General features: G+C 69.6%; 13 protein-coding genes. 7 read left to right on the top strand and 6 right to left on the bottom strand.

Features of this window, described 5'->3' with window-relative positions:
- Window positions 1-43 precede the first annotated feature (43 nt).
- The 3 genes from PS271_RS14190 to PS271_RS14180 all read left to right on the top strand — a co-directional run bounded on the left by PS271_RS14190 (window position 44) and on the right by PS271_RS14180 (window position 2,354).
- Window positions 44-481: a MerR family transcriptional regulator gene (locus tag PS271_RS14190; RefSeq protein ID WP_398382243.1), complete on the top strand. Its 438-nt coding sequence runs from the start codon at window positions 44-46 to the stop codon at window positions 479-481.
- Window positions 478-828, top strand: coding sequence for a thioredoxin (trxA, locus tag PS271_RS14185; protein WP_398382242.1), 351 nt, complete (start codon window positions 478-480; stop codon window positions 826-828). The genes PS271_RS14190 and trxA overlap by 4 nt, the downstream gene beginning before the upstream one ends.
- Window positions 829-1,049: 221 nt before the next feature.
- Window positions 1,050-2,354 carry a DUF5933 domain-containing protein gene (locus PS271_RS14180; protein ID WP_398386844.1) on the top strand — a complete coding sequence of 435 codons (1,305 nt, stop codon included), beginning with the start codon at window positions 1,050-1,052 and terminating at the stop codon, window positions 2,352-2,354.
- Window positions 2,355-2,418: 64 nt separating this feature from the next.
- On the opposite strand, the gene dnaB is transcribed toward PS271_RS14180, so the two are convergent.
- The gene (gene dnaB, locus PS271_RS14175) at window positions 2,419-3,921 is read right to left on the bottom strand and encodes a replicative DNA helicase (protein WP_398382241.1); all 1,503 of its coding nucleotides are present in this window, start codon (window positions 3,919-3,921) and stop codon (window positions 2,419-2,421) included.
- Between the two features lie 481 nt (window positions 3,922-4,402).
- On the opposite strand from dnaB, the gene PS271_RS14170 reads away from it, so the two are divergent.
- A complete protein-coding gene (locus PS271_RS14170; protein WP_398382240.1) occupies window positions 4,403-5,740 on the top strand; it encodes an MATE family efflux transporter in 1,338 nt (445 codons plus the stop codon).
- Window positions 5,741-5,873: 133 nt separating this feature from the next.
- Here the strand turns inward: PS271_RS14170 and rplI are convergent, their stop codons facing one another.
- The 4 genes from rplI to rpsF all read right to left on the bottom strand — a co-directional run bounded on the left by rplI (window position 5,874) and on the right by rpsF (window position 7,567).
- Window positions 5,874-6,320 carry a 50S ribosomal protein L9 gene (gene rplI, locus PS271_RS14165; RefSeq protein ID WP_366086656.1) on the bottom strand — a complete coding sequence of 149 codons (447 nt, stop codon included), beginning with the start codon at window positions 6,318-6,320 and terminating at the stop codon, window positions 5,874-5,876.
- A gap of 18 nt (window positions 6,321-6,338) precedes the next feature.
- Window positions 6,339-6,575: a 30S ribosomal protein S18 gene (gene rpsR, locus PS271_RS14160; protein ID WP_004950692.1), complete on the bottom strand. Its 237-nt coding sequence runs from the start codon at window positions 6,573-6,575 to the stop codon at window positions 6,339-6,341.
- Window positions 6,576-6,619: 44 nt separating this feature from the next.
- Entirely contained in the window at window positions 6,620-7,195 is a 576-nt protein-coding gene (locus PS271_RS14155; RefSeq protein ID WP_356278297.1) for a single-stranded DNA-binding protein, read from the bottom strand.
- Window positions 7,196-7,276: 81 nt separating this feature from the next.
- Window positions 7,277-7,567, bottom strand: a complete 291-nt coding sequence (rpsF, locus tag PS271_RS14150) for a 30S ribosomal protein S6 (RefSeq protein ID WP_030366820.1) — start codon at window positions 7,565-7,567, stop codon at window positions 7,277-7,279.
- 280 nt (window positions 7,568-7,847) lie between these two features.
- Here rpsF and PS271_RS14145 point away from each other — a divergent pair, with 280 nt between their 5' ends.
- The 3 genes from PS271_RS14145 (at window position 7,848) to PS271_RS14135 (ending at window position 10,525) form a co-directional block, all read left to right on the top strand.
- The gene (locus tag PS271_RS14145; protein ID WP_398382239.1) at window positions 7,848-8,168 is read left to right on the top strand and encodes a hypothetical protein; all 321 of its coding nucleotides are present in this window, start codon (window positions 7,848-7,850) and stop codon (window positions 8,166-8,168) included.
- Between the two features lie 125 nt (window positions 8,169-8,293).
- Window positions 8,294-9,412, top strand: coding sequence for a lipid II:glycine glycyltransferase FemX (locus PS271_RS14140; protein WP_120755012.1), 1,119 nt, complete (start codon window positions 8,294-8,296; stop codon window positions 9,410-9,412).
- 81 nt (window positions 9,413-9,493) lie between these two features.
- Window positions 9,494-10,525: an alanine racemase gene (locus PS271_RS14135; RefSeq protein ID WP_398382238.1), complete on the top strand. Its 1,032-nt coding sequence runs from the start codon at window positions 9,494-9,496 to the stop codon at window positions 10,523-10,525.
- Between the two features lie 50 nt (window positions 10,526-10,575).
- Here the strand turns inward: PS271_RS14135 and PS271_RS14130 are convergent, their stop codons facing one another.
- On the bottom strand, window positions 10,576-12,069 hold the full coding sequence (locus PS271_RS14130; RefSeq protein ID WP_398382237.1) for a glycosyltransferase family 87 protein: 1,494 nt from the start codon (window positions 12,067-12,069) through the stop codon (window positions 10,576-10,578).
- Between the last annotated feature and the right edge of the window lie 26 nt (window positions 12,070-12,095).

The following is a 12,095-nucleotide window of genomic DNA, read 5'->3' as shown; positions in this document are numbered from 1 at the left end:
GCCGCTGGCTTTGACGTCAGCGTGAAGGTCTACGGTCATGGCCATGCGCATCGGGGAACTGGCCCGGCAGGCGGGCACCACCACCCGCACGCTGCGGCACTACGAGGAACTCGGGCTCCTGCCCGCCCGCCGCACGGGCAACGGCTACCGCACCTACGACGACGGCGACCTGCGGCTGCTCCAGCAGATCCGCACGCTGCAAGACTTCGGCTTCGGCCTGGAGGAGACCCGCCCGTTCGTGGACTGCCTGCGCGCCGGGCACCCGGCCGGGGACGCCTGCCCCGCCTCCCTCGACGTCTACCGGCGCAAGCTCGCGGAGCTGGACGACTGCATCGCGGACTTGCGGCGGATCCGGGCCGAAGTGGGCGCCCAGCTCGCCCGCGCCGAGCTGGAAGCGGCGGCCGACGTCCCCGGCGGCCCGCCGCCGCTGTGCGCTTTCGCCCCACCGCCCGACCACGAAAGGGAACCCGGAACGCCATGACCACCGCCATGAACGCCCCGGCCACGTCCGTCGTGACCGTCACCGACGCCACCTTCGCCGCCGAGGTCCTCGAGGAGCGGCTGCCCGTCCTCGTCGACTTCACCGCCTCCTGGTGCCCGCCCTGCCGCATGATCGAGCCCGTACTCGCCGAACTGGCGGCGGAGGAGGAGGGACGCCTCAAGATCGTCCGGCTGGACGTGGACGCCACCCCGCAGACGCAGGCCGCCTACGGGGTCCTGTCCATGCCGACGCTCATCCTCTTCCGCGCGGGCGAGCGCGTGACGACCCTCGTCGGGGCCCGCTCCAAGGTCCGGCTGCTCCGTGATCTCGGCGACGCCCTGAACTGAACCCGACGTGATCCTGAACCGGACCTGAACTAAAAAGGGCCCGCTGACCAGGCAGAACCCTCACGCCCCCCACGACCGGCGAAACCCACCCGCACCGCTCCGATAGCATGTTCGACCATGCTATCCAGCACGATGAGTGACCAATTTAGCCAAAACCTAACAAATCGGCCGAACAATTGATATCCACAGCGCTGCGGGTGTTTTCGCGAATAAACAGCAGAATAAAGTTCTCCGCGTGGCGTCAGCCACGGGCGGTCCTTTGGGCCACGGTGGGTGTCGTGGCTCTCGGATTCCTCATCGCGCTGGAGATCGCTGCACGCCGCTACGGCCTGCCGGGGCCGATGACCAATCAGGCCCGGGAGGTGATTTTCGCTCCCAAGTCGGGGCCGCTGCTCTACGCCAGCATGGCGTTGATGATGGTGGTGCTCACCTGGCGGGAGCGGTTCATCGCGGCCGGCGTCGCGGTCGGCATCGACGTCGTCTTCTTTCTGGTGCGCTGGGCCGTCGACGCCAAGATGATGTTCGGCAACGGCGCGCTGTGGGTGATCCTCGGCTATACGGTCATCGCCGTCACGCGCCGCACCGGCAAGGAACGCGCCCTGCTGCTGAAGGGCATCGGGCTGGGCCTGCTGCTGGTGGCCGGCCGTAAAACCGGCGATACCTGGTTGCTCATCACATCGAAGACCCGCCCGACGGTGCTCGACCAATACGTGGCAACGGCCGATCACGCGCTGGGCAACCCGTCCTGGCTCGTGGGCCGGTTCGTCAAGGCCACCGGTCCGGTCGGCGACCACATTCTCGATTACGTCTACATTCAGCTCGCCGTGGCCGCGGTCATCGTCGCGCTCTACCAGCTGCGCAACGTGGCGGCCGAGCGCCGCTTCCCGCGCCATCACCTGGTGCGCACGTTCCTGGTGATCGGCCTCCTCGGGCCGGGCATCTACATGATCTTCCCGGTGGTCGGGCCGATCTTCGCCTACGGCGCCGACGGCACGCACTGGGCCGTGGCCGACCTGTGGCCGAACACGCCGCCACCGCTCAATGCGCCGCACCACATGCCGTTCAACGACATCACCCCGCGCAACTGCATGCCCAGCCTGCACACGGCATGGGCCACGGCGATCTTCATTCACTCCCGCAAGGGGCCCCGCATTCTGCAATTCGCGGGGGCGTTCTGGCTGATCGCCACTCTCGGCGCGACGCTGGGCTTCGGCTACCACTACGGCGCGGACATCATCGCCGGCGTGGTGTTCACCCTCACGATCGAGGCGGCTCTGCGCTCGCAGGTACGCGGCTGGGACCGGTCGGGAATCCAGCTGGTCGCTTACGGCGCGGCGGTCTTCACCGCGCTCCTGCTCTCCTACCGCTTCCTGTCGGTGGAAATGGCCGAAACCCCGTGGGTGTTCGGACCGCTTCTCCTGCTGGCGATGGCCTCGGTGATCCTCGGCTACGTACGGACCACCAGGCTGTGGGAACCGAAGCCCGCGCCGGCACTCCAACCGGAACCGCAGCCCGAAATGGTCTGAACCCCCGCCGCGTGCCGATCGGGCCGACCCATCAGGTCGGCCGATCGGGCTTCCGGTCTGCCGGTCAGGTCTGGGCCATGTCCACGAAGCGTGAGTAGTGGCCCTGGAAGGCCACCGTGATCGTGGCCGTCGGGCCGTTACGGTGCTTCCCGACGATGATGTCCGCCTCGCCCGCGCGGGGCGACTCCTTCTCGTAGGCGTCCTCGCGGTGGAGCAGGATGACCATGTCCGCGTCCTGCTCGATGGAGCCGGATTCACGCAGGTCGGAGACCATCGGCTTCTTGTCCGTGCGCTGCTCGGGGCCACGGTTCAGCTGCGACAGCGCGATGACCGGCAGCTCCAGCTCCTTGGCCAGCAGCTTGAGGTTTCGCGACATGTCCGAGACCTCCTGCTGGCGGCTCTCGGCACGCTTGGAGCCGCCGGCCTGCATCAGCTGGAGGTAGTCGATGATGACCAGCTTGATGTCGCTGCGCTGCTTCAGGCGGCGGCACTTGGCGCGGATCTCCATCATCGACAGGTTCGGCGAGTCGTCGATGAACAGCGGGGCCTGCGAGACGTCCGGCATGCGGCGCGCGAGGCGCGTCCAGTCCTCGTCCGTCATGGAGCCCGAGCGCATGTGGTGCAGGGCCACGCGGGCCTCGGCCGACAGCAGGCGCATCGCGATCTCGTTGCGCCCCATTTCGAGCGAGAAGATCACGCTGGGCATGTTGTGCTTGATCGAGCAGGCCCGCGCGAAGTCCAGGGCCAGGGTGGACTTACCCATGGCGGGGCGGGCCGCGATGACGATCATCTGGCCGGGGTGCAGGCCGTTCGTCAGGGCGTCGAGGTCGGTGAAGCCGGTCGGGACGCCGGTCATCTCGCCGCTGCGCGAGCCGATCGCCTCGATCTCGTCGAGCGCGCCCTCCATGATGTCGCCCAGGGGGAGGTAGTCCTCGCTGGTGCGCTGCTCGGTGACGGCGTAGACCTCGGCCTGGGCCTTGTTGACGATGTCGTCCACGTCGCCGTCGGCCGCGTATCCCATCTGGGTGATGCGGGTGCCGGCCTCGACCAGGCGGCGCAGGACGGCGCGCTCGTGGACGATCTCGGCGTAGTACTCGGCGTTGGCCGCGGTGGGGACCGTCTGCACCAGGGAGTGCAGGTACGGCGCGCCGCCGACGCGGGTGATCTCGCCGCGCTTGGTGAGCTCGGCGGCGACGGTGATCGGGTCGGCCGGCTCGCCCTTGGCGTAGAGGTCGAGGATGGCCTGGTAGATCGTCTCGTGCGCCGGGCGGTAGAAGTCGTGGCCCTTGAGGACCTCGACGACGTCGGCGATGGCGTCCTTGGACAGCAGCATGCCGCCGAGGACGGACTGTTCGGCGTCCAGGTCCTGGGGCGGGACGCGCTCGAAGCCCGCGGACTCCGGCCGGCCCTGGCCGCCGTCGCCCCGGGACCAGGAGCCGTCCTCCGGGCCGCGGTCGTGGCGCTCACCGCGCCCGGGGCCGTCGCCACGGCGGGGGCGGGAGACGGGGAGGCGGTCGCTGGGACCCGCATCCGCCCAGGGGTCGTCCATGGGCTCGGGGATGCTCATCCCGCCACCTCCTCCCGTCCGCGAAGCGGACCTTGCCGTGCTGTTCTTTCTTACGGCACGGCTCTGACAAACAGGCCGCCCGACTCCGGTTCCGGCGCGTCGAGTTCAGGGCGGTCCCGTTCAGGTCCACCGGGCCCTTCGGGCTCCGGAACAGGCGGCGGCCGCCGGTCCACGGTAGGCCCGCGGGCACCGTCAGCCAATCTGGTTATCCACAGGCCGTGTGGATGACGGGCCCCATCCTGTGGAGAACTCCGTGGATCCTGTGTACGGGGCGGGGGAAACCGCTGTGGACAAACCCACACCCGACTCCGCCACACGCCTCTGACCTGCGGTTTCGCCATCCACCGGCTGTTGAGGAGAAAAACTTTCACCCTCAGCCGGAGATCACGACAAACGGCGCAGAGAAGATCGGACAGAGCAACGGAATGTAAGGGGTCCAATGCAGTTGCACCGATTACCTGTGGAAGATTAGGTTGGAGGCATGACCCTGGCTCCCGCGCGCGCACCGCGCACCGCCCGCCGGCACGACCGCGAGATCCTCTCACTGGCCGTGCCCGCCTTCGGCGCCCTCGTCGCGGAGCCCCTCTTCGTCCTGGCCGACAGCGCCATCGTCGGCCACCTCGGCACCCCCGAGCTCGCCGGGCTCGGCATAGCCGCCGCCCTGCTCACCACCGCCGCCGGCGTCTTCGTCTTCCTCGCCTACGCCACCACCGCCGCCGTGTCCCGGCGCGTGGGCGCGGGCGACCTCAAGGGCGCGATACGCCAGGGCATGGACGGCATATGGCTCGCCGCGCTCCTCGGCGCGGCCCTCGTGGCAGCCGTCCTGCCCGCAGCCCCCGCGGTCGTCGAACTCCTCGGCGCCTCCCCGACCGCCGCCCCGCACGCCACGACGTACCTGCGGATCAGCGCGCTCGGCATGCCGGCCATGCTGATCGTCCTCGCCGCCACCGGCGTCCTGCGCGGCCTTCAGGACACCCGTACGCCGCTCTACGTGGCCGTGGGCGGCTTCGCCCTCAACGGCGCCCTCAACGCCGGCCTCGTCTACGGCACGGGCCTCGGCATCGCCGGCTCCGCCTGGGGCACGGTCATCGCCCAGTGGGCCATGACCGCCGTCTACCTCGCCGTGGTCCTCCGGGGCGCCCGCCGCCACGACGCCTCCCTGCGGCCCGACGCCGCCGGCATCCGGGCCTGCGCCCGGGCCGGCGTCCCGCTGCTCGTCCGCACCCTCTCGCTGCGCGCCGTCCTCGTGATCGCCACGGCCGTCGCGGCCCGGCTCGGCGACACCCAGGTCGCCGCGCACCAGATCGTGCTCAGCCTGTGGAGCCTGCTGGCCTTCGCCCTGGACGCCATAGCCATCGCCGGCCAGGCGATCATCGGGCGCTACCTGGGCGCCGGCGACGCGGACGGGGCGCGGGCGGCCTGCCGGCGCATGGTGCAGTGGGGCATCGTCTCCGGCGCGGCGCTGGGCGTGCTGGTGGTGGCCGCGCGGCCGTTGTTCATCCCGCTCTTCACCTCCGACGGCACGGTCCGGGACGCCCTGCTGCCGGCCCTGCTGGTGGTCGCCCTGTCCCAGCCGGTCGCCGGGGTGGTCTTCGTTCTGGACGGGGTCCTGATGGGCGCCGGTGACGGCACCTACCTGGCGTGGGCGATGGTCCTGGTGCTCGCCGCCTTCGCCCCCGCCGCCCTGCTCGTCCCCGCGCTCGGCGGCGGCGTGACGGCCCTGTGGTGGGCGATGACGCTGATGATGACCGTCCGGATGGTGACGGTGTGGCTCCGGGCGCGGTCGGGGCGCTGGATAGTCACCGGGGCGACGCGCTGAAGAAACGTATCGGCGCCTGAGCAAGCTGAGGAAACGTACCGGCGAACGCCGGTTACGGCACGAACAGCAGGAGGGCCGCACCCCCCACAGGGGTGCGGCCCTCCTTCAGGCTCTACCGATCACCGGTGGGTGATCAGGCAGCGACGACCTCGATGCCGAGCTTGGCAACGACGTCGGCGTGCAGACGCACGGAGACCTGGTGGGCGCCCAGGGTCTTGATGGGCGAGCCCACCTCGACGCGGCGCTTGTCGACGTCCGGGCCACCGGCAGCCTTGATCGCGGCAGCGACGTCGGCCTGGGTGACGGAGCCGAACAGGCGGCCGGCCTCGCCGGAGCGGGTGGCCAGGCGGACCTTGAGGCCCTCCAGCTGACCCTTGATCTCGTTGGCCTGCTCGATCGTGGCGATCTCGCGGATCTTGCGAGCGCGGCGGATCTGAGCGACGTCCTGCTCGCCACCCTTGGTCCAGCGGATCGCGAAACCGCGCGGGACCAGGTAGTTGCGGGCGTAGCCGTCCTTGACGTCGACGACGTCACCGGCGGTGCCGAGGCCGGAGACCTCGTGGGTGAGGATGATCTTCATTAGTTGGTCACCCTTCCCTTATCGCGCGGACGAGGTGTAGGGCAGCAGCGCCATCTCACGGCTGTTCTTCACGGCCGTGGCGACGTCACGCTGGTGCTGGGTGCAGTTGCCGGTCACGCGACGGGCACGGATCTTGCCGCGGTCGGAAATGAACTTCCGCAGCATGTTCGTGTCCTTGTAGTCCACGTAAGCGGTCTTGTCCTTGCAGAAAGCGCAGACCTTCTTCTTAGGCTTGCGCGGCGGGGGCTTCGCCATTGTCTCTCTCCTGTGTGATCAAGAAGTTTGTGTGCTGCTCGCCCTTAGAAGGGCGGCTCGTCCGAGTAGCCGCCGGAGTTGCCGGGGCCGCCGCCCCAGCCGCCTCCGCCGCCGCCCTGCTGGCCGCCGGACGGTGCGCTGGTGGCCCAGGGGTCGTCGGCGGGAGCGCCGCCGCCCTGCTGCTGCTGACCGCCGGAGCCACCGCCCCAGCCGCCCTGCTGCTGGCCACCGCCGTAGCCACCCTGGCCACCGCGACCCGCGGTCTTGGTGACCTTCGCCGTGGCGTTCTTCAGGCTGGCGCCGACCTCTTCGACGTCGAGCTCGTAGACCGTGCGCTTGACGCCCTCGCGGTCCTCGTAGGACCGCTGCTTCAGACGGCCCTGCACGATGACGCGCATGCCGCGCTGGAGCGACTCGGCGACGTTCTCCGCCGCCTGCCGCCACACCGAGCACGTGAGGAAGAGGCTCTCGCCGTCCTTCCACTCGTTGGTCTGGCGGTCGAAGGTGCGGGGAGTGGACGCGACGCGGAACTTCGCGACCGCCGCACCGGACGGGGTGAAGCGCAGCTCGGGGTCGTCGACGAGATTGCCGACGACCGTGATGACGGTCTCGCCTGCCATGGGTGAACCTCTCGGCGGGTGTGCTGCTGGCTGCTTGCTGCTCGTTGAGCTACAGCCCGATTACCTCTGAACCGCTGGGGTTCAGTGGGTCTCGGGACGGAGGACCTTGGTCCGGAGGACCGACTCGTTCAGGTTCATCTGGCGGTCGAGCTCCTTGACGACCGCAGGCGTGGCCTGCAGGTCGATGACCGAGTAGATGCCCTCGGGCTTCTTCTTGATCTCGTACGCGAGACGACGACGGCCCCAGGTGTCGACCTTCTCGACCTTTCCGTTGCCCTCACGGACGACGGAGAGGAAGTTCTCGATCAGCGGGGAGACAGCGCGCTCCTCGAGATCGGGGTCGAGGATGACCATCACCTCGTAGTGACGCATGTGGAACCCACCTCCTTTGGACTCAGCGGCCACGGTCGTTCCGTGGCAGGAGGGTCGTGATGCGTTAACAACGGTATCGGCCGACACTGACATCAGCGGAAAGTCCCTGGGTTGCCCCTGAGGACCGAAGCTGGTTCAGGGCAGACACCGGTGCAGACCGTACAGAGTACCCGCACTCCGGCTTCCGGTTGAAATCCAGCCGTCCGGGCCCGCAATCTGGACGGACCGGGTGTGACCGGCGCAACAATGCGCCGGTCGCCTTCAGGAGGAGGTAGCCCCCATGACACAGGCAGTACGCCGTCCCCGCACGCTGATCGGTGCGGTACTCAACAGCGACGGAAAGCCCCATCCCCTCGAGAACACCTTCGTCGCCGTGACGGTGGTGCTCGGACTGCTGGCCTTCGTTTCCTCGGCCTTCAACAACCTTCATCTGCTGAGCTCGTGGAGCGGGCTGGCCGGCATCTTCACGGGTGCGTACGGCCAGTACATCTCGGTCACGACGGGCGAGCGCTTCCTGCTGATCATCGGGCTGGGCGCGGCCGCCTTCGGCTTCTTCCTCGGCATGGCCCACGGGGGCCTCTTCGGGGGTGTCATCGGCTAGCGCGGGGCCTGCCCGGCCGTACACCCGAACGGGCGCCCCAACGGTGTGCGTCCCTGTCGCAGTAGGCTTCGCCGCGAGAGCCGGAGCCCCGACCCTGGGGACACACCTGCCGAGGAGCGCCCCGCATGAGCCTGACCCTGAGGACAATCAGCCGAGAGCAGCATCTGGCTTACATCCAGAGCCTGCCCGCGGCCAGTCACATGCAGGTGCCGGCGTGGGCCGATGTCAAGGCGGAGTGGCGCTCGGAGAGCCTGGGCTGGTTCGACAAGACCGGCCAGATCGTGGGCGCCGGCCTGGTGCTCTACCGCCAGCTGCCCAAGATCAAGCGCTACCTCGCCTACCTGCCCGAGGGCCCGGTCATCAACTGGTTCGCGCCGAACCTCAAGGACTGGCTCGACCCGATGCTCGCCCACCTCAAGCAGCAGGGCGCCTTCTCGGTGAAGATGGGCCCGCCGGTGGTCATCCGCCGCTGGGACGCGAACGCGATCAAGGGCGGCATCTCCGACCCGGACGTCAAGCGGCTGCGCGACGTCGAGGCCACCTTCATCGAGCCGCGCGCCTTCGAGGTCGCCGACCAGCTGCGCCGGATGGGCTGGCAGCAGGGCGAGGACGGCGGCGCCGGCTTCGGTGACGTCCAGCCGCGGTACGTCTTCCAGGTGCCCCTGGCGAACCGCTCGCTGGAGGACGTCCACAAGAACTTCAACCAGCTGTGGCGCCGCAACATCAAGAAGGCCGAGAAGGCCGGCGTCGAGGTGGTCCAGGGCGGCTACGAGGACCTGCCCACCTGGCAGCACCTGTACGAGATCACCGCCGAGCGGGACAAGTTCCGCCCGCGCCCGCTGAGCTACTTCCAGCGCATGTGGACGGCCCTCAACACCGAGGACCCCAACCGCATGCGGCTGTACTTCGCGGTGCACGAGGGCGAGGCCGTCGCCGCGGCCACGATGCTGATCGTGGGCGGCCACGTCTGGTACTCGTACGGCGCGTCGGCCAACCACAAGCGCGAGGTCCGGCCCTCCAACGCCATGCAGTGGCGGATGCTGCGCGACGCCTACGCCCTGGGCGCCAGCGTCTACGACCTGCGCGGCATCGGCGACTCCCTGGACGAGAGCGACCACCTCTTCGGCCTCATCCAGTTCAAGGTCGGCACGGGCGGCCAGGCCGCGGAGTACCTGGGCGAGTGGGACTTCCCGCTCAACAAGCTGCTCCACAAGGCCCTCGACATGTACATGTCGCGTCGCTGATGTTCCTCCGGGGCCGCACCGCCCCGGACATCCGGCACGCAACAGCATCCAGCAGGCACAGGGAAAGGTTCCGGACCGGCCATGGCGCTCACGCTCCACGTCGAAACCGCGCGCTGGCGGGCGCACCAGCAGACCGTCGTCCAGCAGTTCCCGGGCATCGTCCCGGTGTGCAAGGGCAATGGCTACGGCTTCGGCCACGAGCGGCTGGCCGACGAGGCCGCCCGCTTCGGCTCGGACATCCTGGCCGTCGGCACCACCTACGAAGCGGCCCGGATCAAGGACTTCTTCAGCGGCGACCTGCTGGTGCTCACGCCCTTCCGGCTGGGTGAAGAGCCCGTGCCGCTGCCGGACCGGGCGATCCGGTCCGTCTCCTCGGTGGAGGGCGTGCGCGGCCTGGTCGGCGCCCGCGTCGTCATCGAGGTCATGAGCTCGATGAAGCGGCACGGCATCAGCGAGGAAGACCTGCCCAAGCTGTCCGCGGCCATCGAGGACGTGCGCCTGGAGGGCTTCGCGATCCACCTGCCGCTGGACCGCACGGACGGCTCCGACGCCGTCCAGGAGGTGGCCGACTGGATGAACCGGCTGCGCAACGCGGGCCTGCCGCTGCACACCATGTTCGTCAGCCATCTGAAGTCCGAGGAGCTCGCGCGGCTGCAGCAGCAGTTCCCGCACACCCGCTTCCGGGCCCGCATCGGCACCCGGCTGTGGCTCGGCGACCACGGCGCGACCCACTACACGGGCGCGGTCCTGGACGTGACGCCCGTGTCCAAGGGCGACCGCTTCGGCTACCGCCAGCAGAAGGTCGCCGGTGACGGCCACCTCGTCGTCGTCGCGGGCGGCACCTCGCACGGCGTGGGCCTGGAGGCGCCGAAGGCGCTGCACGGCATGATGCCGCGCGCCAAGGGCGTGGCCCGGGCGGGCCTCGCGACCATGAACCGCAACCAGTCGCCGTTCTACCTGGACAACAAGCAGCTCTGGTTCGCGGAGCCCCCGCACATGCAGGTGTCGATCCTCTTCGTGCCGAACGACGCCAGGACCCCTCGGGTCGGCGACGAGCTGAAGGCCCAGCTGCGGCACACCACCACCACGTTCGACCGGATCGTCGACAAGTAAGCCGGCGAGTAACCGGCCGGGGCAGTCACCTTCGCGGCTCACGGACGGCGTCACGAGCGGCTCCCGGTGCCCCACTGGACGCTCGTGACGCCGGAGCGCTCCGCGTACCGCGGCCGGTGCGCGGAGCCGAGGGCGACCACGTCCGGCGCGCCGTCGAGGACGCCGCCCGAGGGGTCGTCGGAGCCGTCGCGGCGGACGACGTCCCGCTCGGGCATCAGGATGTCGCGCACGACGACCGCGCAGAGGTAGAGCGTGCCCAGCAGGTGCAGGGCGATGGCCAGCTGATAGCCCTCCGTGGGCAGGCCCTGGTGCTTGTCGCCGCTGCCGGTGTAGGCGAGGTAGGACCAGATGCCCAGGAAGTAGAGCACCTCGCAGGCCTGCCAGATGAGGAAGTCGCGCCACTTGGGCCGCGCCAGCACCGCGAGCGGGATGAGCCACAGGACGTACTGCGGTGAGTAGACCTTGTTGGTGAGGATGAAGAGCGCCACCACCAGGAAGGCCAGCTGGGCGAAGCGCGGGCGCCGCGGTGCGTAGAGGCCGAGGGCCACGAGGGCCAGGCAGCCCAGGATCATCAGCAGGCTGACGTACGTGTTGGCGTCCTCCAGGGGGTTGCCCGTGCGCTGGGAGATCAGCAGCCAGATCGAGCCGAAGTCGATCGGGCGCTCCTGGCTGAACGTGTAGAACTTCGCCCAGCCCTCCCGGATGTGGAAGCCCGCGGCGTCGTGCGTGAGCATCACCGGCAGGTTCACCACCAGCCAGGCGGCGACGGCGGAGGCGGTGCTCACGGCGAAGGCCCGCATGCGCCCGGCTCGCAGGCACAGCACGAACAGCGGCCCGAGGAGCAGCAGCGGATAGAGCTTCGCGGCGGCGGCCAGGCCGATGAGGACACCCGCGAGGGCCGGCCTGCCGCGCGACCACATCAGCATCGCGGCGGCGGTGAGGGCGACGGCGAACAGATCCCAGTTGACGGTGGCCGTGAGGGCGAAGGCGGGGGCCAGCGCGATCAGCAGGGCGTCCCAGGGCCGGCGCCGGTGCGTACGGGCCGAGCAGAGGGCGATGGCGGCCGTGCAGGCCATCAGCATCCCGGCGTTGACCAGCCAGTTGATCTGCTCGCGGTGCTGGATGGTGCCGCCGCCGGGGGTGAGCCAGGCGGCGATCTGCATGAACAGGCCGGTGAGGACCGGATACTCCAGGTAGTCCATGCCGCCGGAGAGGGCCTGCGGGATGCGGTCGAAGTACGGGACGAGGCCCGCGTCGAAGCCGCGGCCGCTGTAGAGGTGCGGGATGTCGGAGTAGCAGGCGTGGGTGTACTGCGTGGTGGCGCCGAAGAACCACCCGTACTCGTAGCAGGGCAGCTTCTGGACCATGCCCAGGGCGAACATCCCGATCGCCAGCAGCACGATCACGCGGACCGGCGTCCACCACCCCGCACCGGGCAGGGCCCGCTTGCCCGCCGGCCCCCCGATGAGCTCGCTGCCTGCGGCGGCCACCTCATCCTCGTCGGTGGGCCGTACCTGTCGGTCGTCGTCCCGCGCGCTCCTCATGGGGGCCATCCTGCCGTACGAGCCTG

Source organism: Streptomyces sp. SCA2-17 (assembly GCF_044336695.1).
This window is presented reverse-complemented; position numbering and strand designations above follow the sequence as displayed.